We start from the raw sequence: 22,631 nt of genomic DNA, 5'->3' as shown, positions 1-22,631 counted from the left end.
CACCCCTCCTCCGCGCACTCTCCGCCTCGCGCACTCTCCGCCCGCGCACTCTCCGCCCGCGCACTCTCCCCAACTCACAGGCGCGGAACCCCTCCTCCGGCCGGATGCATCCAGCCGGAGGAACGCTACGCGCCTGTGAGTTGAGGGGGGAGGCGGTGGGGGGGAGGCGGTGGGGGGGAGGCGGTGGGGGGGAGGCGGTGGGGGAAGGGCGGTGGGGCGTGGGGTCAGGCGCGGAAGCGCGGGAAGGCGCCGGCGCCGGCATAGATGGCCGCGTCGTCGAGCTCCTCCTCGATGCGGAGCAGCTGGTTGTACTTGGCGACGCGCTCGGACCGGGCCGGGGCGCCGGTCTTGATCTGGCCGCAGTTCGTGGCCACGGCGAGGTCGGCGATGGTGGTGTCCTCGGTCTCGCCGGAGCGGTGCGACATCATGCAGCGGAACCCGTTGGACTGCGCGAGCGCGACGGCGTCGAGGGTCTCGGTGAGCGTGCCGATCTGGTTGACCTTGACGAGCAGGGCGTTGCCGGCCTTCTCGGTGATGCCCCGCTGCAGCCGCTCGGGGTTGGTGACGAACAGGTCGTCGCCGACGAGCTGGACCCGCTCGCCCAGCGCGGTGGTGATCCGCTGCCAGCCCTCCCAGTCATCCTCGTCCAGCGGGTCCTCGATCGAGACCAGCGGGTAGGCGTCGACGAGCTCGCCGTAGTAGGCGATCATCTCGTCGGCCGACCGGTTGCCGCCCTCGAAGGCGTAGGAGCCGTCCTCGTGGAACTCGCTGGCCGCCACGTCAAGGGCGAGCGCGATGTCCGACCCCACCGTGTAACCGGCCTTCTCGATCGCCTCGACGATGAGGTCGAGCGCCGCACGGTTGGACTCCAAGTTCGGGGCGAAGCCGCCCTCGTCGCCCAGGCCGGTGGCCAGCCCGCGCTCCTTGAGGACCGCCTTGAGCGCGTGGTAGACCTCGGTCCCCCAGCGCAGCGCCTCGCGGAAGGACCCGGCGCCGATCGGCGCGATCATGAACTCCTGGATGTCCACGTTGGAGTCCGCGTGCGACCCGCCGTTGAGGATGTTCATCATCGGCACAGGCAGCACGTGGGCGTTCGGTCCGCCGACGTAGCGGAACAGCGGCAGCCCTGCCGAGTCCGCGGCCGCACGGGCGACGGCGAGCGAGACGCCGAGGATCGCGTTGGCGCCGATCTCGGCCTTGTTGTCGGTGCCGTCGGCGGCCATCATCTCGCCGTCGACGAGCCGCTGCTCGGAGGCGTCGAAGCCGAGCAGCCGCGGCTCGAGGTCGTCCATCACGGCGGTGACGGCGTTCTCGACCCCCTTGCCGAGGTAGCGGCCCTGGTCGCCGTCGCGGCGCTCCACGGCCTCGAAGGCGCCGGTCGAGGCGCCGGAGGGGACGGCCGCGCGGGCGACGGTGCCGTCGTCCAGCCCGACCTCCACCTCCACGGTCGGGTTGCCGCGGGAGTCGAGGATCTCGCGGGCGATGATGGCGTCGATGGCGGCCATGGGCGCTCCTTCTGCAGTGGGTGGTGAGCGGTCTGTCTTGAGCCTAGTGTGCTGCCGGGGGCGCGCCGTCGGGTCCCCGCGCCTCCACGTCGAGGTCCCGGAGGGTATGCCGCAGCGCGGCGCCCGCGTCGACGTCGCCGTCGTGCAGGTCGAGCAGGGCGTGGAGGATCAGGGCCCCTGGGTCATGCCGGCGCAGCCGCTCCTCGACCCAGTCGCGCAGCCACTCCTCCCGCCCGGCCCGGCGCAGGCGCGAGGCGACCTTGACCGCCCGGGCGAGCTCCGGCATACCTGCGGGGATCCCGTCGAGGGGGTGCTGCCGGGAGGGCTTCTCCGCGGCCTTGATCTGCTCCCAGCTCGCCTCGACGGCGGCAGCGTCCGCGGCGACGGCGCCCCCGAAGACATGGGGGTGGCGGCGCACCAACTTGGCGACGAGCCCGGCCGCCACGTCGTCGACGTCGAAGGGGTCGTCCTCGTGCTCGGCACCCACCCGGGCGTGGAAGAGGACCTGCAGGAGGACGTCCCCGAGCTCCTCGACGGCGTGGTCGCGGCCGCCCTCGTCCGCCCCGTCGATCACCTCCAGCGCCTCGACGGCCTCGTGGGCCTCCTCCAGGAGGTACGGCGCGAGGCTGGCGTGGGTCTGCTGGGCGTCCCAGGGGCAGCCGCCCGGCGACCGCAGCCGATCCATGACCGCGACGGCGTCGAGCAGGCGCGAGCCGGGGGTGTCCCAGCTGCCGACGACGATCTCCAGGGTCGGGGCGGTCCCGTCCGGGCCGTCCGGGAGCTCGACCGCGACCGCCTCGGCGAGGCCAGGGTCCCCGTCCGGGGAGCCGATCCAGACCACCCTGCCGTGGGCGGCGAGGTCGAGCAGCCGGCGCGCACGGTCCTGCGGGGTGGCGGGCGGGTCACCGGCCCCGCCGGCCGCGGTCCGTGACGCGGGGACCACCTCGATGCCGGCGGCGGCGACGGCGACCGGCTGGTCGGCCGACGGGTCGGCCGCCACCACGACGTCGGCGGCGTGCAGCGCCTCCCACGCGGAGGCCGAGAGCAGCCCCGGGGCCACCCGCGGGCTGGTCAGCAGCAGGCTGAGCCGGATCAGCTGTCCTCGGAGGCGGGCCGGATCCACCCGGGCACCGACGGGGCGATGCCGCCGTTGACGGTGTCCCACTCGCCGTACCGGGGGTTGACGTCGACGTCCAGCGCCGCCACGTCCTCGGCGGTCACGTTCATCGCGATGGCCACCGCGTCCGCCATCGCCGGGTCCTGCGCGAGCGCCGGGTCGCTGAGCACGGCCTGGTACTGCCGCGAGCGCGCCGCGTCGAGCGTCGCCGGGCCGGGATCGGTGACGCCCCCGGCGCTGAGCAGCTCGCGCACCGCGCCGTCGGTCGCCTCGCGGGGGGACCCGGTGAAGATGCTGTCCAGCAGCGGGAGCAGCGCCAGGTCCGCGAGGACCTGCTGCGGCTCGCTGGGCTGCTGGGAGACGGTGTTGAGCTGCGCGGTCGCCTGCTGCAGCTCCGCCACCGAGTAGTCCTTGCCCTCCACGCTCACCGCGGTGTCGGACCCGAAGCCGGCGGAGCAGCCGGCGAGGGTGAGGACAGCGGTCAGGGCGAGGGCGATCTTGACGGGCTGGCGCTTCACGCGGGCCATCATCGCACGGGGCCGCGCGGTGCCGGAGCGGGCGTCGGGGAATGTCCGGCCCCCGTCGGTCGCTGTCCCCGACATGCGTATCGCCATCATCGGAGGACACGGCAAGGTCGCCCTCAGGCTCAGCCCGCTGCTGCGGGAGGCCGGCCACGAGGTCGACGCCATCATCCGCGACGCGGAGCAGGCGGACGAGGTGGCGGGCACCGGCGCCCTGCCCGTCGTGGCCGACGTGGAGCGGCTCGACACCGACGCGCTGACCGACCTGCTGGCCGGCCACGACGTCGTGGTGTGGTCGGCGGGCGCCGGCGGGGGCGACCCGCAGCGGACCTACGCCGTGGACCGGGACGCGGCAATCAGGTCCATGGACGCCGCGACGCGCGCGGGGGTGGACCGCTACGTGATGGTCTCCTACCTCGGCGCGGGCCCGGACCACGGGCTGGCCCAGGACGACCCGTTCTACGCCTACGCCGACGCCAAGGCGGCCGCCGACGAGCACCTGCGCGGCAGCGCGCTGGACTGGGTGATCCTCGGCCCCGGAGGCCTGACCCTGGACCCGCCCACGGGTCGCATCGAGGTCGTCCTCCCCGGGCAGGAGGTCGGCGGCGGACAGGTCGGTCGTGACGACGTGGCCAGGGTGGTCGCCGCCGTCATCGGTCGCGGCGACCTGGGGGGCCGGACCGTGGAGTTCATCGCAGGCGAGGTCCCGGTCGACGAGGCTCTCGACGCCGTGGCGGGGACCCCCCTGGGCGACGCCTGACGCCCGGTGCCGGACGCGGTGCACCTGCACCGCCCCGCCCGGTCGGCTCAGCGGCTGCTGGCCGAGGCCGCGGCGACGTCGTCGAGGAGCACGGCGCGGACCAGCTGGGCCGCCCAGTCGAGAATGTCCTTGTCGCGCAGCGGCTTGCCGCCGACCCGTGCCGTCCTCGGCGCCGGCACGAGGATCTGACGCACCGCGGGCTTGACGATCGTGCCGGGGTGGAGCCGGTTGAGCCGCAGCTGCTGGCTGTCCCGCAGGTCCGCCACCGGGGCGAAGCGGACCAGCTGGCCCTGGATGCCGATGTCGGAGATCCCCGCCGCGCGGGCGACCGTGCGCAGCCGCGCCACCTCCAGCAGCGTCTGCGCGGGCGCGGGCGGCTCGCCGTACCGGTCGACGAGCTCGGCCCGGATCTCCGCGAGCTCCACCTCGTCCTTGACCTGCGCGAGCTTGCGGTAGGCCTCCAGGCGCAGCCGCTCCCCCGGCACGTAGTCGTGCGGCAGGTGGGCGTCCACGGGCAGCTCGATCTTGACCTCGGCCGGCGCCTCCCGGCCCTCGCCCTTGAAGTTGGCGACCGCCTCCCCCACCATCCGCACGTAGAGGTCGAAGCCGACGCCCTCGATGTGCCCGGACTGCTCGCCGCCGAGCAGGTTGCCCGCACCGCGGATCTCCAGGTCCTTCATCGCGACCGCGATGCCCGAGCCCAGGTCGGTGTTGGCGGCGATGGTCTGCAACCGGTCGACGGCCGTCTCGGTCAGCGGCTTCTCCGGCGGGTAGAGGAAGTAGGCGTAGGCCCGCTCCCGGCCGCGGCCCACGCGGCCGCGCAGCTGGTGCAGCTGCGAGAGGCCGAGGGTGTCGGCACGCTCGACGATCAGCGTGTTGGCGTTGGAGATGTCGAGACCGGTCTCCACGATCGTCGTGCAGACCAGGACGTCGAACCGGCGCTCCCAGAAGTCCACCACGACCTGCTCCAGCTTGTGCTCGCCCATCTGCCCGTGCGCCGTCTCGATCCGCGCCTCGGGCACGAGGTCCCGCAGCCGGGAGGCGGCCTTCTCGATCGAGCCGACCTTGTTGTGCACGTAGAAGATCTGCCCCTCCCGGAGCAGCTCGCGCCGGATCGCGGCCGCGATCTGCTTCTCGTCGTAGCCGCCGACGAAGGTCAGCACCGGGTGCCGCTCCTCCGGCGGGGTGGCCAGGGTCGACATCTCGCGGATCCCGGTGACCGCCATCTCCAGCGTCCTCGGGATCGGCGTCGCGGACATCGCCAGCACGTCGACGTCGGTGCGCATCGCCTTGAGCTGCTCCTTGTGCTCCACCCCGAAGCGCTGCTCCTCGTCGACGATGACCAGCCCGAGGTCCTTGAAGCGCACCGTCGAGCCGAGCAGCCGGTGGGTGCCGATGACGACGTCGACCGACCCGTCGGAGATCCCGGCGATCGTGTCCTTCGCCTCCTTGTCCGACTGGAAGCGGGAGAGCGCCCGCACGGTCACCGGGAACTGCGCGTAGCGCTCGGAGAAGGTCTGGAAGTGCTGCTGGACGAGGAGAGTCGTGGGCACCAGCACCGCCACCTGCTTGCCGTCCTGGATCGCCTTGAACGCGGCCCGGACGGCGATCTCGGTCTTGCCGTAGCCGACGTCGCCGCTGATGAGGCGGTCCATCGGCACCGGCTTCTCCATGTCGGCCTTGACCTCCTCGATCGAGGAGAGCTGGTCCGGGGTCTCGGTGAAGGCGAAGGCGTCCTCGAGCTCGCGCTGCCACGGGGTGTCCGGTCCGAACGCGTAGCCGATGGTGGCCATCCGTGCGGAGTAGAGGCGGATGAGCTCGGCGGCGATCTCCCGGATGTGCTTGCGGGCGCGGCTCTTGGTGCGCTGCCAGTCCGAGCCGCCCAGGCGGTTCAGCGTGGGCGCCTCGCCGCCGACGTACTTCGTCAGCTGGTCCAGCTGGTCGGTCGGCAGATACAACCGGTCCGGTATGCCGTGCCCGCGCGGCTTCGAGCTCGCGTACTCCAGCACCACGTACTCCCGCGTCGCCCCCTGCACGCTGCGCTGCGCCATCTCGACGAAGCGGCCGACACCGTGCTGCTCGTGCACGACGTAGTCGCCCGGCCGCAGGGCCAGCGGGTCCACCTGCTGGCGGCGCTTCGAGGGCATGCGCCGCATGTCCCGGGTGGAGCCGCCGGTCGTGGACGGCTGCCCGGTGAGGTCCTGCTCGGCGACGAGGACGACGTCGCTGCCGGTCAGCACGAAGCCACGGCCCGCGGCGCCGGTGGTCACCGTCACCACGTCGGCCGACAGGTCGTCGGCCGACCCGAGCGGCAGGACCAGCCGGTGCGGGACGTCGTGCTCGCCGAGGACCTCGGCGACGCGGCGCGCCATACCTGCGCCGTCGAGGCTGACGAGGACGCGCCGACCGGCACCGAGCCAGGTCCGCAGGTCTGCGGAGATCGCGTCGCGGTCGCCGCGGTAGGCGTCGACGGGTGCGCTCGGGACGACGAGGGTGCGCACGCCGTCGTCGGCCCCGTCGTCCGCCTGCGCGGCGAGCTCGAGCAGCTCGGCGTCCGCGAGGAAGGCGGTCAGGGACCACCAGGGACGCCCGGTGGCGAGGGTGTGCGCGCGCATGTCGGCGAGCGACCAGGAGGAGGCGGTGCCCAGAGCCTGCTGCAGGTCGATCGGCGCCGCGCCCTCGGCGGTCGCGGCGGCCGCCCAGCTGGCCTGGAGGAACTCCTCGCTCGTGGCCACCAGGTCGTGCGCGCGGGTGCGCACCCGCTCCGGGTCCAGGACGACGACGCGGGCGCCGGCGGGCAGGACGTCCACCAGGGTCTCCATGCCGTCCACGAGGACGGGGGCCAGCGACTCCATCCCCTCGACCGCGATGCCCTCGGCGATCTTGGCCAGCATCTCCGCCGCCCCCGGCAGCGTGCCGACGAGCCGGCGGGCGCGCTCGCGCACGTCGTCGGTGAGCAGAACCTCGCGGCAGGGCGGGGCGTAGAGGCCCTGGTCGGCGATCTCCAGCGAGCGCTGGTCGGCGACCTTGAACCAGCGCACCTCCTCCACGGTGTCTCCCCAGAACTCGATGCGGACCGGGTGCTCCTCGGTCGGCGGGAAGACGTCGAGGATGCCCCCGCGCACGGCGAACTCGCCGCGCCGCTCCACCATGTCGGTCCGGGAGTAGGCCGCCCCCACGAGCGCCTCGACGACGTGCTCGAGCGGACGCTCGTCCCCGGCCCGCAGGTGGACCGGCTCCAGCTCCCCGAGCCCCCTGACCAGCGGCTGCAGGAGCGCCCGCACGGACGCCACCACGACGCGCACCGGACCCGTCGTGCCGTCCGAGCCGTCCGGGTGGGCCAGGCGGCGCAGGGTCGCGAGCCGGCGCCCCACCGTGTCCGAGCGGGGGCTGAGCCGCTCGTGCGGCAGCGTCTCCCAGCTCGGGAAGCCGGCCACCCCGACCCCGCCGTCCTCGAGCAGCTCGCCCAGCGTGCTGACGAGGTCGTCCGCCTCGCGCCCGGTCGCGGTGACCGCGAGGACGGGCGTGGTGTCGACCCGGGTGAGCGCCGCGACGAGGGCGGGGTGCGCGCCGGCGACGAGGGAGACGTCGACCGTGGGCTCGCCCGCGCGGGCGGCGTCGAGCACCGGCGTGGTGCCGGGGTCGGCGCAGAGCAGGTCGACGACGGGTGACAGGTGCATGGGGAGGAGATCCTTCGCCGGGCGGGGCGGTCGGGTGGCGTCCCAGTCTAGGCCGCGGCGCCGACGTGGCCGTCCCGTGGAACCGTCACGACCCCTCGGGCGTCGGGAGAGGTGACGCGTGCCATGCTGGGCCGTCCGGGCACCGCGTGCGGTGGACGCGCGCGATGCAGGTCAGGGAGGATCGCAGACGTGATGGTCAGGACAGCTCGCACGGAACGGCGTCGGTGGGGGTATGCCGCGTCGCTCGCCCTCGTGGTGGCCGCCCTCGGTGCCTCGCCCGCGCTGGCGGAGGAGCCGCTCAACCTGCCCGAGGAGGTCTACGACTCCGCGGACGTCCTCACCGACGCCGAGGAGGAGGAGGCCCGCGCGCAGATCGAGCAGCTGCGCGAGGAGACGGGGCTGCAGCTCTTCGTGGCGTTCGTCGACGAGTTCACCGACGAGACCGGCACCCAGGTCGACGGGCCGACCTGGGCCGAGCAGACCTCCGAGGTCTCCGGGATGGGCACCGGCGACCTGGTGCTCGCGGTCGCCGTCGAGCAGCGTCAGTACGGCCTGGGCGACGTCGGCAGCACGCTGGGGCAGGACCAGCTGCAGACCGTCCAGCTGCAGGACATCGAGCCGGCCCTCGGTCAGGACGACTGGGCCGGAGCCGTCAGCGGCGCGGTCGAGGGGCTCGCCCGGGAGGCCGCCGGCGGCGGGTCGGACAGCTCGGGGGGCGGGGCCCTGGGCGACCAGGGTCCGGTCTACCCGCAGTCCGACGAGGGGTTCGGCACCGGCTTCCCGGTGCTGCTCCTCGCTGCGCCGGTGCTCCTCTTCGGAGGCAGCGCCCTCGTCAGCGCGATGTCCCGCAAGAAGGGGCGGCGGCCGGCGGCCGGCGTCCACGTCCCGCCCCAGGCGCAGGGGCTCAGCCTGCAGGACCTGCAGCGGCAGGCCGCGGAGGCGCTCGTCGGCATGGACAACGCGGTGCGCTCGGCCGAGGAGGAGCTCGCCTTCGCCGAGGCGCAGTTCGGCACCCAGCGCACGGAGCAGTTCCGCGAGGTGCTCGGGCGCGCGAAGGCTGCGGCCAAGGAGGCGTTCTCGCTCCGGCAGCAGCTCGACGACGACCAGAAGGAGCCGGAGGACGTCGAGCGCTCGATGCTCGCCCGGATCATCGAGCTGACGAGCACGTCCCGAAGCGCCCTCGACGAGCACACCCAGGAGTTCGCGACCCTGCGTTCCCTGCAGGACCGGGCGCCGCAGTTCCTCGCCGAGCTGCAGACCCGGGCCGAGGAGACCCGGGACCGGATCCCCACCGCCCGGCAGTCGGTGGACGGGCTCGCCGCCCGCTACCCGGCCGAGGCGCTGGGCACCGTGCGCGAGCACCTCACCCAGGTCGAGAACCTCCTGCGCTCCGCCGACGGCTTCGTCACCGCCGGCCAGCAGTCGCTGCAGCGTGACGACCGCCCGGCCGCCGTGGCGGCCGCCCGCGCCGCCGAGGAGGCCATCGGCCAGGCCAGCACCCTGCTGGACCAGATCGGCCGGGCGGGCGACGACCTGGCCAACGCCGCCGCGGAGCTGAGCGCACGGGTGACCTCGATCAGCTCGGACCTGCGCGACGCCCAGCGCCTGGCCCCGGGCGACCCCGTGGTCGCCAAGGCCGTGCACCGGGCACGGGAGGCCGTGGAGCGCGCCCAGTCGGCCCGCTCCTCCGGCGACCCGCTCCGGGCGCTGTCCGACCTGGACCGCGCCGAGCACGACCTCGACACCCTGCTGCAGCCGGTGCGGGACGCCGAGGCGCACACGACCAGGATGCGCGAGAACTTCAGCCAGCGGGTGGCGCGCGTCGGCGCCCGGCTGCGCAGCATCGACGAGACCATCTCGACCCGCCGTGGCGCGGTCAGCAGCGGGGCCCGCACGCGCATCTCCGAGGCGCTGCGCGTCTTCGACGAGGCCCAGACGGCCGCCCGGACCGACCCGGCGGACGCCATGGGCCTGCTGACCCGCGCCGAGCAGCTGGGCGAGCAGGCGCTCACCGAGGCGCAGAACGACCTCAGCTCATGGGGCGGGTCCGGGGGCTACGGCGGGGGCTTCGGCGGCGGCCGCACCCGCGGCGGCATCGACCCCCTGTCGCTCATCCTCGGCGGCATCCTCCTCGGCGGTCGCGGGGGCGGGCACCACCACTCCGGAGGCTGGGGCGGTGGCGGCGGCTTCGGGGGCGGCGGCGGTTTCGGTGGAGGCGGCGGCGGCTTCGGCGGCGGCAGCTTCGGCGGGGGCGGCGGGGGCGGCGGGGGCGGCAGCTTCACCGGGGGCCGCTTCTGACCACCTCCCCACCCAGCCAGCACACGTCATACCCGATCGACCGCCGCAACCGGCGGCCAACGAAAGGAACGAGCATGACCCAGAAGCAGACCATCCTCGGCCGGATCAGCCAGCTCGCGCGGGCCAACGTCAACTCCCTCCTCGACCGCGCGGAGGACCCCGAGAAGATGCTGGACCAGCTGATCCGGGACTACACCAACAGCATCGCCGAGGCCGAGGAGGCGGTGGCGCAGACCATCGCCAACGTGCGGATGGCGGAGTCCGACCTGCAGGCCGACCGGGAGGCCGCCTCCGAGTGGGGCCGCAAGGCGTCCGCCGCGTCGGCCAAGGCCGAGCAGATGCGGGGCGGGGGCGACCCCGACGGCGCCTTCAAGTTCGACAACCTGGCCCGGGTGGCCCTGGGGCGTCAGATCCAGCACGAGAACGACGTGCGCACCACCGAGCCCGCGATCGCGCAGCAGAACTCCACGGTCGAGCAGCTCAAGGACGGGCTGACCCAGATGAAGACCAAGCTGGAGGACCTCAAGTCGCGCCGGGGCACCCTGGTGGCCCGGGCCCGCAGCGCGGAGGCGCAGGGCAAGGTGCAGGAGGCCATGGCCTCGATCGACGTCATGGACCCCACCAGCGACCTGGCCCGCTGGGAGGAGAGCATCCGCCGGCAGGAGGCGGTCGTGCAGGGCCGGTCCGAGGCGCAGGCCACGCGCCTGGAGGACCAGTTCGCCGAGCTCGAGACGTCCGGCGAGGACGCCGAGATCGAGGCGCGGCTGCAGCAGCTCAAGCAGCAGGGCTGACGCCGGCCCGAAGGCCCCCGACCGGACGGTCGGGGGCTTTCGGGTGCCTGGCGGGCGCACGCGGCTCGGTCCGAGCGTCCTGCGATCTGGTGCTGCGTCTTGCGACCTGTTCCTGTCCTGTGAGTCGGACGCATCAGACTCACAGGACACAAGCGCGTCGTGGGACGGCGCGCGTGGGGGTGGGTCAGGGCGGGCGCCGCTCCGGGCGCCCAGCCGGTCAGCGGGAGTGCCAGCGCTGCTGCGCGGCGACCAGCCCCAGACCGGTCAGGTCGAGGACCGCGTCGGCCCCGTCGCCCACGAGCAGCTCGGTCTCCTCGCGGTCACGGGACGGGAAGTCGGACAGCACGTAGTCGGCCGGGTCCTGGCGCCCGGGCGGTCGGCCGATGCCGAGCCGGACCCGGAGGTAGTCCCGGGTCCCGAGGCTCTGGCTCACCGACCGCAGCCCGTTGTGCCCGCCCTCGCCGCCGCCCTGCTTCAGCCGCACCTGACCGGGCTCGATGTCCAGCTCGTCGTGGACGACGACCACCTGCCCCACCGGGACCTTGTAGAACTTCGCGAGCCCGGCGACCGGCCCACCGGACAGGTTCATGTAGGTGGAGGGCCGGGCGAGGACGGCGCGCGGGCCGGGCAGCCCCCCGGCGCCCGTCCCGAGCCGCACCTCCGCCGCCCAGGCCTGCCCCGCCTTGTGCGCGCGCAGCGTGGCCGACGCCTGCCGGGCCAGCTCGTCGACGACCATCGCCCCGACGTTGTGGCGGTGCCCCGCGTACCTCGCACCGGGGTTGCCCAGACCGACGACGAGCCAGGGGGCGGTGTCCATGGGCGGGCTCCTCCGTGCGGTGGTCGGGGTCGTGGTCGAGGGTATGCCGCCACGCGCCGACGCGGCCACGTCCCGGGCGCGTGGGCGCAGGGGGCGTGGCCGCGTCGTCCCGGGAGCGGTGCGGCTCCCGGCCGTGCTGCGAGCGGGGAGGCTCAGGCCTCCTCGGACTTCTCCTCGCCGGTGGCCTCGTCGGACGCGGTGGCCTCGCCGGCCTCGCCGGCCTCGTCGGACGCGGCGGCCTCGTCCTCGGGCTCGTCGTGCTCGATGCCGGCCTCGGCCTCGGCCTCGGCGAGCTCGGCCTCCAGGGCCTCCTCGGAGATGGCCTGGGTGACGTTGACGACGAGGATGTCGCCGTCGGTGACCAGGGTGACGCCCTCGGGCAGCTCGACGGCGTCGGCGTGGATCTGGGTGCCGGCGGTCAGGCCCTCGACCGAGACCACGAAGGACGCGGGGATGTGGGTGGCCTCTGCCTCCACCGTCAGGGTGTTGTTCTCGAGCGTGACGACGGTCTCCGGGGCGGCCTCGCCCTCGACGTGCACCGCGACGTCGACAGTGACCTTCTCGCCCTTGAGGACGATGACGAGGTCGACGTGCTCGATGCTGCGCTTGATCGGGTCGCGCTGGACGTCCTTGGCGAGCGCCAGGTGCTCGTCGCCCTCCACGTCCAGGGTGAGGACGGCGTTGCTGTGGCGCAGCGCGAGCAGGGTCTCGTGGCCGGGCAGGGTCACGTGCACCGGGTCGGTGCCGTGGCCGTAGAGGACGGCGGGGATCTTGTGCGCGCGGCGGATGCGGCGGGCGGCGCCCTTGCCGAACTCGGAGCGCTTCTCGGCGGAGATCTTCAGCTGGTCGGACATGGGTCGGGCCTTCTTCTGCTCGGGGGTGATCGACTGAGACGGGCCTCGACGCGGGACACGGCACGGCGCTCCACGGAGGCGTCAGGACCCGCCCGAGCTGGTCGGGCGCGGCGACGCGCTTCGTCGAATCACGGCCACCACACGTCCGTGCGGTGTCCCTCGCCGAGGCAACTGCTGCAGTCTAGCCAACCCCGCGGGGCAACCTGAAATCGCCGGTGACCCCCGGGACGCCGGGCGTCACGGCATACCCCTCAGGCGACGCCGTCGAACATCGAGGTGACGGACCCGTCCTCGAAGACCTCCTTGATCGCCCTGCTGACCAGCGGGGCGATCGAGAGCTCGGTGATCTTGTCCAGCGCCCGCGCGTCCTCGGACAGCGGCAGGGTGTTGGTGACGACCACCTCGCGAGCGACCGAGTCGCGCAGCCGCTGGACCGCCGGCTCGGAGAAGATCGCGTGCGTCGCCGCGACGACCACGCTGCTCGCGCCCTCGGCCATCAGCGCGTCCGCCGCCTGGCAGATGGTGCCGCCGGAGTCGATCATGTCGTCGACCAGCACGCAGGTGCGACCGGTGACCTCGCCGACGACCCGCTTGGCGACCGACTGGTTGGGGCGGGTGATGTCGCGCGTCTTGTGGATGAACGCCAGCGGGACCCCGCCCAGGCTGTTCGACCAGTACTCCGCCACCTTGATCCGGCCGGCGTCCGGCGACACGACCGCCAGCTGCTCGTCGCCGTACTTCTCGCGCACGTAGTCCGCCAGGATCGGCAGCGCCATGAGGTGGTCGACCGGCCCGTCGAAGAACCCCTGGATCTGCGCCGTGTGCAGGTCGACGGCCATCAGCCGGTCCGCGCCGGCCGTCTTGAACAGGTCAGCCATCAGCCGGGCCGAGATCGGCTCGCGCCCGCGGTGCTTCTTGTCCTGCCGCGCGTAGCCGTAGAACGGCAGCACCACGGTGATCCGCTTGGCCGAGGCGCGCTTGAGCGCGTCGACCATGATGAGGTGCTCCATGATCCACTCGTTGACCGGCGCGGTGTGGCTCTGGATGACGAACGCGTCGCACCCGCGGACGGACTCGTTGAAGCGCACGTAGATCTCGCTGTTGGCGAAGGCGTAGGCCTCCGTCGGCACCAGCGGAGTCCCCAGCTTCTGCGCGATCTCCTCGGACAGCGCACGGTGCGCCCTCCCCGTGAAGAGCATGAGGTTCTTCTGGGTGGTCTTCAGGATCCCGGTCATGGGCGCTCCTCGGTGCTGGGGGTGGGCGGGGTATGCCGTCGCGCCAGGGCCTCCTCGGCGGCCGCCGCGGTCCTGGTGCCGGGTCGGCGCCGGGCCACCCAGCCGTCGACGTTGCGCTGACGACCGCGGGCGACGGCGATCTGGCCCGGTCCGACCCGGCCCTCGATCGTCGACCCGGCGGCGACGTAGGCACCGTCGGCGATCTCGACCGGGGCGACGAGCACCGAGTCGGACCCGACGAAGGAGTGGCGACCGACCGTGGTGTGGTGCTTGGCGACCCCGTCGTAGTTGGCGAAGATCGTCCCGGCCCCGATGTTGGCGCCCTCGCCGATGGTGGCGTCCCCGCAGTAGGTCAGGTGCGGCACCTTGGCGCCGTCCCCGATCCGCGCGTTCTTGGTCTCGACGAAGCCGCCGATCTTCCCGGCCGCCCCCAGGACCGTGCCGGGGCGCAGGTAGGAGAAGGGGCCCACGGTGGCCCGCTCCCCGATCACCGCCGCCTCGGCCTGGGTGCGCACGACGCTGGCGCCGTCGCGCACCTCGGTGTCGGTCAGCGTCGTGTCCGGGCCGATGACGACGCCCTCCCCCACCGTGGTGGCGCCGAGCAGCTGGGTGCCCGGGCGGACCACGGTGTCCCGGCCGATCGTCACCTCGGCGTCGATCCAGGTGGTGTCGGGGTCGACGACGGTCACGCCCTCCCGCATCCAGTGCTCGACGGTGCGCCGGTTGAGCTCCTTGCCGAGCGCGGCCAGCTGGACGCGGTCGTTGACGCCCTCGGTCTGCCACAGGTCCTCGACGAGGTGGGCGCGGACCGTGCGGCCGTCCCGGCGGGCGATCCCGATGACGTCCGTGAGGTACTTCTCCCCCTGGGCGTTGTCGGTCCCCACCTCACCCAGCGCGGCGCGCAGCACCGCCGCGTCGAAGGCGTAGATGCCCGAGTTGATCTCGCGCACGTCGACCACGTGGGCCAGATCGTCGCCCGCTGCGCGGTGGGCCAGGGCGTCCTTGTGCTCCATGATCGCGACGACGTCACCCCGCTCGTTGCGCACGACCCGCCCGTAGGACTTGGCGTCGTCGAGCTCGGCGGTGATGACGGTGACGGCGGCCCCGCTCGCCTCGTGCCGCTCGGTGAGCTCCACGAGGGTGCGGCCGGTGAGGAGCGGGACGTCCCCCATGGTCACCAGCACGGTCCCCTCGAGGTCCGCCGGGAGGGCGTCGAGGCCGCACTCGCAGGCGCGCCCGGTGCCCTTCACCTCGTCCTGGTCGGCGACGACCGCCCCCGGGTCGAGCGCCGCGACGTGCTCGGCGACCCGGTCGCGCTCGTGCCGGACCACGACGGCGAGGTGCTCGGGCGAGGCCTGCCGCGCGGCGTGCAGGGCGTGCCCGAGAAGACTGCGACCCCCGATGCGGTGGAGCACCTTGGGGGTCGTGGACTTCATCCGGGTGCCTTCGCCGGCGGCCAGCACGATGACGGCTGCGGGGTGGTGGGACGTCACGGTCCTGACTCTACTTGGCATGATGAGGGGGTGACCGCGCCCCCGACGAAGTCCTCGCCCCGCAACCGGATGACCGGCCCGCAGCGGCGTCAGCAACTCGTCTCGGTGGGCCGGGCCCTGTTTGCGGAGAAGGGTTTCGAGGGCACGAGCGTGGAGGAGATCGCGGCGAAGGCGGGCGTCTCGAAGCCGGTGATCTACGAGCACTTCGGCGGCAAGGAGGGTCTCTACGCGGTCGTGGTCGACCGTGAGATCCAGGCCCTGCTGGGCCAGATCACCGACGCGCTGACCGAGCACGAGGGCAACGCCCGCGCGTTGCTCGAGGCCGCGGCCCTGGCCCTGCTCAACTACATCGAGACCTCGACCGACGGCTTCCGGATCCTCGTGCGGGACAGCCCGCCCGGGCAGTCGACCGGGTCGTTCGCCAGCCTCATCAGCGACATCGCCAGCCAGGTCGAGCACATCCTGGCGGCGGAGTTCCGGCGGCGCCGCCTCGACCCCAAGACCGCACCCCTCTACGCCCAGATGCTGGTCGGCATGGTGGCGATCCCCGGCGGCTGGTGGCTCGACTCACGGAAGATGAAGAAGGAGGACGTGGCCGCGCACCTCGTCAACCTCGCGTGGAACGGCCTCTCCGGCATGGAGGCGCGCCCGACGCTGCGCACGACCGGGCACTGACGCGCCTGTGGGCGGGTGGCCGCGACCCTCGACCGCGTCCGCTCCCCCCGCCCTCACGCGTCCGGGGTGGGGCGGTGCTGCTTGGGCGACACCCAGCCACCCCGACCCGCGCCGTCGACGCCCGGGCCACCCATCGCCACCGTGACAACGACAGCTCCCCCCGCGGGCGCCAGGCCCCTGGACCGCTCGCGGGGTGACCTAGTCTGGTGGGGTCCTCCGGGACGTTCCCCGGTTGCTCTGCTGGTAGGGGCCGCCTGACTTTGAATCAGGACTAGCGACGTTGGTTCGATTCCAACCCGGGGAGCCGATGGGTGCACCGGCGCACAACCCGGGGAGCCGGCGACCGCTCGCCTAGGCTGCAGGCCATGCAGACCCGCCAGCTCGGCCCTTTCTCCGTCTCCGCCATCGGCCTGGGAGCCATGCCGTTCTCGCTCGGACGGACCCCGGCGCCGAGCGAGGAGCAGGCGGTCGCCACGGTCCACGCCGCCCTCGACGCGGGTGTCACCTTCATCGACACCGCGGACATCTACGCCCCGAGCTGGGACCAGATGGGCCACAACGAGCGCATCGTCGCGACGGCGCTGCGGTCCTACGGCGACACCAGCCACGTCGTGGTCGGGACGAAGGGCGGCATCACCCGCTCCGAGGGGGAGCAGTGGGGCCGGGACGGGTCGCCGGACTACCTCCGGCGGGCGGTCGAGGCCTCGCTCCGCGCGCTCGACGTCGACGTCATCGACCTCTACCAGTGGCACCGCCCGGACCGGTGGCGCGTCTACGGCGAGGTTATCCAGACCCTGAAGGACCTGCAGACCGAGGGCAAGATCCGCGCGGTCGGCATCTCCAACGCCGACGTCGAGGAGATCGACGTCGCCCTCGAGGTCCTCGGCGAGGGCGGGCTGGCGTCGGTCCAGAACGAGTTCTCCCCGCGCTTCCGCTCCAGCCGCGCGGAGCTCGAGCACTGCGGCGAGCACGGGATCGCGTTCCTGCCGTGGAGCCCGCTGGGTGGCACCGGCGCCGCGTGCGACGTCGGGGCGACCTACCCGGCCTTCCAGGACATCGGCACGGAGCGCGGCGTCAGCCCGCAGCAGGTCGTCCTCGCCTGGGAGCTCAGCCTGGGCGCCCACGTCATACCCATCCCCGGGGCGAGCCGCCCGCAGTCGATCACCGACTCCGCCCGGGCGGTCGACCTGCAGCTCAGCGACGAGGAGGTCGCGCGCATCGAGCGCCAGTACACCTGACCGGCGCGGTCGGCGGCGCGTCGGCCGGGCGGTGCCCGCTGGCTACTGTGACCCCATGAGCCAGCACCGTGGGGACGAGGTCGACCGCATCGTCGCCGCGTGGGCGCGCGAGCGGCCGGACCTCGACGTCAGCCCGCTCGAGGTGCTGTCCCGGGTGTCGCGGCTGGCCCGGCACCTCGACCTCGCGCGGCGCGAGGCCTTCGGGGCGCACGGTCTGGAGTCGTGGGAGTTCGACGTCCTGTCGGCGCTGCGTCGCGCCGGGCATCCCTACGAACTCACGCCCACCCAGCTCGTCCGCCAGACGCTGGTGACGAGCGGCACCATGACCAACCGCATCGCCCGGCTGGTGGAGCGCGGGCTGGTCGAGCGGGCAGCCTCTCCCGCCGACCACCGCTCCGTCCTGGTCCGTCTCACCGCGGGCGGTCGCGGGGTGGTCGACGCCGCGCTCGCCGACCTCGTCGACGACGAGCGCCGCCTGCTCCAGGCGCTGCCGCCGGCGCGCCAGGCCGAGCTCGCGACCCTGCTCAAGGGCCTCCTGGAGCCGTTCGACGACGCCGCGCCGACCTGACGCCGCCCGCCCGAGGGCTCAGCCCTGCGCCGCCTCGGAGGCCTCGAGCCACTCCATCTCGAGGCTCTCCTCCTGCTCGGTGAGCCGCGCCAGCGTCCCGGTCAGCTCGGACAGCCGCTGCGGGTCGGTGGAGGCGGCCGCCATCGCGTCGTGCAGCACGGCCTCCTCGGCGTGGATCCGGTCCAGGGCCCGCTCGACCCGCGCCAGGGTCTTGCGCGCCTCGCGCACCTGCGCCGGGGAGTATCCAGCCCCTCCCCCGGGTGCACCCCCGCCCCCCGGGGCGGCTCCGCCCGACGCGACCCCCGAGGCCGGGGCCGCCCGTCCGGCCGGCTCGTCGCGGTCGCGCATGCCCCGGCGCAGCTCGAGGTACTGCTCGACCCCTCCCGGCAGATCCCTGAGCGTGCCGTCGCCGAGCAGCGCCACCTGACGGTCGGTCATCCGCTCGAGGAGGTAGCGGTCGTGCGAGACGACGAGCAGCGTCCCGGCCCAGCCGTCGAGCACGTCCTCCATCGAGGTGAGGGTGTCGATGTCGAGGTCGTTGGTCGGCTCGTCGAGCATCAGCACGTTGGGCTCGTCCATGAGCAGCCGGACGAACTGCAGCCGCCGCCGCTCGCCGCCGGACAGGTCCCCGACGCGCGACTGCTGCCGCCCGCCGCTGAAGCCGAGCCGCTGCGCCAGCGACGAGGCCGACACCTCCTTGCCGCCGATGACGGTGAAGGAGCGCACCTCGGTGATGGCGTCGAGGACGGTCCGCCCGGTGAGCCGGTCGAGCTCACGCAGCTCCTGCGTGAGCACCGCGATCCGCACGGTCTTGCCCGTCCTCAGCTTGCCGGTCGCCAGCGGGTGCAGCCCCTGCAGGGCACGCAGGAGCGTGGTCTTGCCGGCGCCGTTGACCCCGACGAGGCCGTAGCGGTCGCCCGGACCGATCCGCCAGGTCACCCGGTCCAGCAGCGTCCGGTCCCCCACCCGCAGGGTCGCGTCGAGCAGGTCGAGGACGTCCTTGCCCAGCCTCGTGGTGGCGAACCGGACGAGCTCCACGGTGTCCCGCGGGTCCGGCTCACCCTCGATGAGGGCGTTGGCGGCGTCGATGCGGAACCTCGGCTTGGCCGTCCGCGCCGGCGCTCCCCGACGCAGCCAGGCCAGCTCCTTGCGGGCCAGGTTGGCGCGCCGCTCCTCGGTGACCTGCGCGACCCGCTGCCGCTCCACGCGGGCGAGCACGTACGCGGCATACCCGCCGTCGTAGACGTGCACCTCGCCGTCCTCGACCTCCCAGGTGCGGGTGCTCACCGCGTCGAGGAACCACCGGTCGTGGGTGACCACGAGCAGCGCGTTCCCCTGGCGGGGACGGCGTGCCGACAGGTATGCCGCGAGCCAGGCGACGCCCTCGACGTCGAGGTGGTTGGTGGGCTCGTCGAGCACGAGCAGGTCGGGGTCCTGCACGAGCAGCGCCGCGAGCGCGAGGCGACGGCGCTCACCGCCGGACATCGGGCCGACCTGCCTGTCCCACCCACCGAGCGCGGAGGCGTCGGTCCCGCCCAGCAGCCCGGCGAGGATCTCGCGGACCCGCGGCTCACCGGCCCACTCGTGCTCGGCGAGGTCACCGAGCACGACCTCGGCGACCGTGGCGGCGGGATCGAGCTCGTCGGTCTGGCCGAGCATCCCCATGGTCACGCCGCCCGTGCGGACGACGCGCCCCCCGTCCAGCGTCCGCGTCCCGACGACGACGCCCAGAAGGCTGGACTTGCCACCGCCGTTGCGGCCGACCACACCGATGCGGTCGCCGTCCGAGACGCCGACGGACACGTCGTCGAGCAGCACCTGCGTGCCCGCGAGCAGGTGCGCCCGGTCGAGGGCGACGAGGCTGGCGGCCGGGGGCATGGACATCTCCTGAGTGGTGGGGGTCGACGGCCGATCCTACGTCGGGGGTGTGGCCGGCCAGGTATCCGTGGCGGGGCGGGGACCGGTCCTCGCGGTGGGCACCCGTGTCCTCGCCCGGGACACCCGTGTCCTCGGCCCGACGGCGGCAGCCGCGCGTCCTGGCCGCGACGGGCTCAGCCGGGCACCGGTCCCGGCAGCTGCGGGCCGGGGGGCGGCGCGCTCGCGCGCCACTGGACCAGCGCGGCGCCGGCAGCCGGGCCCACCGCGCGCAGGATGTCACCCTTCGGACCGTTGGCCGCCAGGCCGACCGAGAGGTCGATGGCCTGCGCCTGGGTGCCGACGAGGAAGGCGACGGTCGGCCCGCTCCCCGACACGATCCCGGCCCGCGCACCGAGGTCGAGTCCCACCTCGAGCACCTCGGCGAGGATCGGCCGCAGCGAGACGGCTGCCTCCTGCAGGTCGTTGTGGAGGTGCTCGGCGACGGCCTCGGGGTCCATCCGCCGCAGCGCCGTCATCAGCTCGCCGGACGGCTGGGGCGGATCCACGCGCCGTCCCTGCTCGGCGCGCAGCCGGTCGCACTCGGCATACACGGCGGGGGTGGACAGACCCAGCCCCTCGCCCGCCCAGAGCACCCAGTGCAGCTCACCCCGCGCGAGGACCGGGGTGACCTGCTCGCCCCGGCCCGACCCGATCGCGGTGCCGCCGTGGAGCAGGAAGGGGACGTCGGAGCCGAGACCGGCGGCGATCTCCTCGAGCAGGTCGTTCTCGACGTGGTCCAGGCCCCACAGCTCGCGACAGGCCACCAGGGCGCCGGCGGCGTCGGCCGAGCCCCCCGCCATCCCCCCGGCGACCGGGATCTGCTTGTCGATGTCGATGCGCACCGGGCTCAGCCGCAGCCCTCGTGGCCGACGGCGCGCCAGCGTCCTGGCGGCCACGAGCGCGAGGTTGGTGTCGTCGGTGGGGACGCGGTCGGCGTAGGGACCGCTGACGTGCACCGACCACCGGTCCGCGAGCTGGACGGTGACCCTGTCGTAGACGCTCACGGCGTGGAAGACGGTCGACAGCTCGTGGTAACCGTCCTCGCGCAGGGGGCCCACGGACAGGTCGAGGTTGATCTTGCCGGGCACCCGGCAGCTCACCACGCCTGACATCTCCGCTGACCTCATGCGCCTCACCCTAGGGGGTTGGCGGGGCCCTCCGTGGGCTCAGGGGTATGCCGTCGGTCCCCTGGCACCGGGCCTCTGCTGTCCCGTTCGGGCCCCTGCTGTCGCCGGGCGCGACGCCGCCACCCTGCTGTCGCCTTCCCGCCACTCCGGTCGCTCCACCGACGTCGGGGAGCGATGTGAGCACGACAGGAGTGGGCGCACGCCCGCTCACCCGGCCCGTGTACGTGCGGCCTCGGCGATCCGGGCGAAATCGCCGACCGTGAGCACCTCGCCCCGGGCCTGCGGGTCGACCCCCGCGGCGCGGAGCAGCTCCTCCGCGGCGACCCCGGAGCCGGCCCAGCCGGACAGTGCCGCGCGCAGCGTCTTGCGGCGCTGGGCGAAGGCCGCGTCGACCACGGCGAAGACCTCCTGGCGGGTCGCGGCGCTGGCCGGCGGCTCGTGGCGGACCATCCGGACCAGGCCGGAGTCGACGTTGGGGGCGGGCCAGAAGACGTGCCGGCCGATGCGCCCGGCGCTGGTGACGTCGGCGTACCACGCGGCCTTGACGCTCGGGACGCCGTAGACCCTGCCGCCGGGTCCCGCGGCGAGCCGCTCGGCCACCTCGAGCTGGACCATGACCAGGACCTTCTGCAGGGTCGGCACGGTGGCGAGCAGGTGGAGGACGACGGGGACGGCGACGTTGTAGGGCAGGTTGGCGACCAGGGCGGTGGGTCGGGGGTCCGGGAGGTCGGTGATGCGGAGGGCGTCCGCGTGCAGGACCGTGAGCCGGTCGGCCAGGTCGGGAGCGTGGTCGGCGACGGTCCGTGGGAGCTCGTCGGCCAGGACGGGGTCGATCTCGACGGCGGTCACGTGGGCGACCTGCGGCAGGAGCGCCAGGGTGAGGGAGCCGAGGCCGGGCCCGACCTCGAGGACGACGTCGTCGGGGGTGAGGTCGGCGGTCCGGACGATGCGGCGGACCGTGCCCTTGTCGATGACGAAGTTCTGGCCCCACTGCTTGGTGGGGCGGATCCCGAGCCGTGCCGCCAGGGTGCGGATCTCGGCGGGCCCGAGCAGGGCGGCGCCGGGCCGCTCGGCGGGGTCGTCGGCGGGGTCCTCGGGCTCGGTCACCGCTGCATTATCCGCCACGGCGGCGGCGCCCACCGGCACCGCCGGCCCGGCGCCCGCAGGCCCGGTGGTCAGGACCAGGGGCCGTAGACGTGCTCGCTGTTGTCCGAGAGCGCCTGGCACAGCTGCGGCACGCTGGTGTTGAGGGTGGCCGCCATGGCCCTGACGGTGTGCGGGACGAGGTAGGGCGCGTTGGCGCGGCCCCGGTGGGGGGTGGGGGTGAGGTAGGGGGCGTCCGTCTCGACGAGGAGGTGCTCCATCGGGGTGACGGAGAGCGCGTCGCGCAGGTCCTTGGCCGACCGGAAGGTCACCGTGCCGGCGAAGGAGAGGTAGTAGCCGCGGCGCACGCACTCCCGGGCCATCTCCATGTCCCCGGAGTAGCAGTGCAGCACCGTCCGCTCCGGGGCGCCCTCCTCGGCGAGGATGCGCAGCACGTCGTCATGGGCGTCCCGGTCGTGGATCTGCAGGGCGAGGCCGAGGCGCTTGGCGAGCGCGATGTGGCGACGGAACGACTCCTGCTGCACCGCGACACCTTCCGGACGGGTGCGGTAGTAGTCGAGGCCCGTCTCCCCGATAACCCGGATCCGGGGATGCTGTGCGAGAGAGGCGATCTCGTCGAGGACGTCGTCCAGGTCCCCCGCGGCCTGGTGCCGGGGCACCTCGTTGGGGTGGATGGCCACCCCGCCGAGGAGGGCCGGGTGCTCGTCCACGACCGCCGCCGTCCAGCGCGCGGAGCCGATGTCGCACCCGATCTGGACGAGACGGTCGACGCCGACGGAGGCCGCCTCGGAGATGACCTGCCGCAGCGCGACCTCCGGGGCGTCGTCGCGCCGGATGTCGAGGTGGCAGTGGTTGTCGACGACCGGCAGGGGCAGGCGGTCGGGCAGCTCCGGACGCTCGGCCAGGCGCGCGTCGGTCACGGCCGCACCCG

General features: G+C 73.8%; 18 protein-coding genes and 1 tRNA gene. 7 read left to right on the top strand and 12 right to left on the bottom strand.

Features of this window, described 5'->3' with window-relative positions; genetic code table 11:
- Nucleotides 1-224 precede the first annotated feature (224 nt).
- Genes eno through D4B81_RS04550 form a run of 3 tightly spaced genes read right to left on the bottom strand, consistent with a single transcriptional unit; the run spans nt 225 to nt 3,140 of the window.
- Nucleotides 225-1,505: a phosphopyruvate hydratase gene (gene eno, locus D4B81_RS04560; RefSeq protein ID WP_122261287.1), complete on the bottom strand. Its 1,281-nt coding sequence runs from the start codon at nt 1,503-1,505 to the stop codon at nt 225-227.
- A 43-nt stretch (nt 1,506-1,548) separates the two neighbouring features.
- Nucleotides 1,549-2,628, bottom strand: a complete 1,080-nt coding sequence (locus D4B81_RS18695; protein ID WP_237565811.1) for a nucleoside triphosphate pyrophosphohydrolase — start codon at nt 2,626-2,628, stop codon at nt 1,549-1,551.
- Nucleotides 2,598-3,140 carry a hypothetical protein gene (locus tag D4B81_RS04550; RefSeq protein ID WP_161964984.1) on the bottom strand — a complete coding sequence of 181 codons (543 nt, stop codon included), beginning with the start codon at nt 3,138-3,140 and terminating at the stop codon, nt 2,598-2,600. Before D4B81_RS04550 ends, D4B81_RS18695 begins: the two co-directional genes overlap by 31 nt.
- 82 nt (nt 3,141-3,222) lie before the next feature.
- Here D4B81_RS04550 and D4B81_RS04545 point away from each other — a divergent pair, with 82 nt between their 5' ends.
- On the top strand, nt 3,223-3,903 hold the full coding sequence (locus tag D4B81_RS04545; RefSeq protein WP_122261285.1) for an SDR family oxidoreductase: 681 nt from the start codon (nt 3,223-3,225) through the stop codon (nt 3,901-3,903).
- A 47-nt stretch (nt 3,904-3,950) separates the two neighbouring features.
- Here D4B81_RS04545 and mfd read toward each other — a convergent pair whose 3' ends face one another.
- Nucleotides 3,951-7,583 (bottom strand): transcription-repair coupling factor, encoded by a 3,633-nt coding sequence (mfd, locus tag D4B81_RS04540; RefSeq protein WP_122261284.1) that lies wholly within the window; start codon nt 7,581-7,583, stop codon nt 3,951-3,953.
- 192 nt (nt 7,584-7,775) lie between these two features.
- Here mfd and D4B81_RS19125 point away from each other — a divergent pair, with 192 nt between their 5' ends.
- Both D4B81_RS19125 and D4B81_RS04530 read left to right on the top strand, forming a co-directional pair.
- Entirely contained in the window at nt 7,776-9,881 is a 2,106-nt protein-coding gene (locus D4B81_RS19125) for a TPM domain-containing protein (protein WP_272914057.1), read from the top strand.
- Between the two features lie 74 nt (nt 9,882-9,955).
- Entirely contained in the window at nt 9,956-10,672 is a 717-nt protein-coding gene (locus D4B81_RS04530) for a PspA/IM30 family protein (protein ID WP_097187295.1), read from the top strand.
- A gap of 217 nt (nt 10,673-10,889) precedes the next feature.
- Here D4B81_RS04530 and pth read toward each other — a convergent pair whose 3' ends face one another.
- The 4 genes from pth to glmU form a co-directional block, all read right to left on the bottom strand.
- The gene (gene pth, locus D4B81_RS04525; protein ID WP_122261282.1) at nt 10,890-11,489 is read right to left on the bottom strand and encodes an aminoacyl-tRNA hydrolase; all 600 of its coding nucleotides are present in this window, start codon (nt 11,487-11,489) and stop codon (nt 10,890-10,892) included.
- Nucleotides 11,490-11,641: 152 nt separating this feature from the next.
- Nucleotides 11,642-12,343, bottom strand: coding sequence for a 50S ribosomal protein L25/general stress protein Ctc (locus D4B81_RS04520; protein WP_122261281.1), 702 nt, complete (start codon nt 12,341-12,343; stop codon nt 11,642-11,644).
- A gap of 251 nt (nt 12,344-12,594) precedes the next feature.
- Nucleotides 12,595-13,578, bottom strand: coding sequence for a ribose-phosphate diphosphokinase (locus tag D4B81_RS04515; RefSeq protein ID WP_122261280.1), 984 nt, complete (start codon nt 13,576-13,578; stop codon nt 12,595-12,597).
- Nucleotides 13,575-15,071: a bifunctional UDP-N-acetylglucosamine diphosphorylase/glucosamine-1-phosphate N-acetyltransferase GlmU gene (glmU, locus tag D4B81_RS04510; protein WP_122261279.1), complete on the bottom strand. Its 1,497-nt coding sequence runs from the start codon at nt 15,069-15,071 to the stop codon at nt 13,575-13,577. Before glmU ends, D4B81_RS04515 begins: the two co-directional genes overlap by 4 nt.
- Before the next feature lie 69 nt (nt 15,072-15,140).
- On the opposite strand from glmU, the gene D4B81_RS04505 reads away from it, so the two are divergent.
- From D4B81_RS04505 to D4B81_RS04490, 4 genes are all read left to right on the top strand, one after another.
- Complete coding sequence (locus D4B81_RS04505) at nt 15,141-15,746, top strand: TetR/AcrR family transcriptional regulator (RefSeq protein WP_202613576.1); 606 nt, start codon at nt 15,141-15,143, stop codon at nt 15,744-15,746.
- Nucleotides 15,747-15,971: 225 nt separating this feature from the next.
- Nucleotides 15,972-16,050: transfer RNA gene (locus D4B81_RS04500), tRNA-Gln, on the top strand.
- A gap of 61 nt (nt 16,051-16,111) precedes the next feature.
- Nucleotides 16,112-16,984 carry an aldo/keto reductase gene (locus tag D4B81_RS04495; RefSeq protein ID WP_122261277.1) on the top strand — a complete coding sequence of 291 codons (873 nt, stop codon included), beginning with the start codon at nt 16,112-16,114 and terminating at the stop codon, nt 16,982-16,984.
- A gap of 55 nt (nt 16,985-17,039) precedes the next feature.
- Nucleotides 17,040-17,552 (top strand): MarR family winged helix-turn-helix transcriptional regulator, encoded by a 513-nt coding sequence (locus D4B81_RS04490; protein WP_122261276.1) that lies wholly within the window; start codon nt 17,040-17,042, stop codon nt 17,550-17,552.
- 18 nt (nt 17,553-17,570) lie between these two features.
- Here D4B81_RS04490 and D4B81_RS04485 read toward each other — a convergent pair whose 3' ends face one another.
- The 4 genes from D4B81_RS04485 to D4B81_RS04470 form a co-directional block, all read right to left on the bottom strand.
- Nucleotides 17,571-19,436 carry an ABC-F family ATP-binding cassette domain-containing protein gene (locus tag D4B81_RS04485; protein WP_122261275.1) on the bottom strand — a complete coding sequence of 622 codons (1,866 nt, stop codon included), beginning with the start codon at nt 19,434-19,436 and terminating at the stop codon, nt 17,571-17,573.
- A 167-nt stretch (nt 19,437-19,603) separates the two neighbouring features.
- Nucleotides 19,604-20,596 carry a 4-(cytidine 5'-diphospho)-2-C-methyl-D-erythritol kinase gene (locus tag D4B81_RS04480; RefSeq protein WP_122261274.1) on the bottom strand — a complete coding sequence of 331 codons (993 nt, stop codon included), beginning with the start codon at nt 20,594-20,596 and terminating at the stop codon, nt 19,604-19,606.
- A gap of 207 nt (nt 20,597-20,803) precedes the next feature.
- Nucleotides 20,804-21,703, bottom strand: a complete 900-nt coding sequence (rsmA, locus tag D4B81_RS04475) for a 16S rRNA (adenine(1518)-N(6)/adenine(1519)-N(6))-dimethyltransferase RsmA (RefSeq protein ID WP_122261273.1) — start codon at nt 21,701-21,703, stop codon at nt 20,804-20,806.
- Between the two features lie 68 nt (nt 21,704-21,771).
- Nucleotides 21,772-22,620, bottom strand: coding sequence for a TatD family hydrolase (locus tag D4B81_RS04470; RefSeq protein WP_122261272.1), 849 nt, complete (start codon nt 22,618-22,620; stop codon nt 21,772-21,774).
- Nucleotides 22,621-22,631 lie beyond the last annotated feature (11 nt).

This window comes from Ornithinimicrobium cerasi (genome assembly GCF_003702705.1).
GTDB lineage: Bacteria > Actinomycetota > Actinomycetes > Actinomycetales > Dermatophilaceae > Ornithinicoccus > Ornithinicoccus cerasi.
Note: the sequence above shows the minus strand (reverse complement) of the source record. Positions and strands in the feature narration are given on the sequence as shown.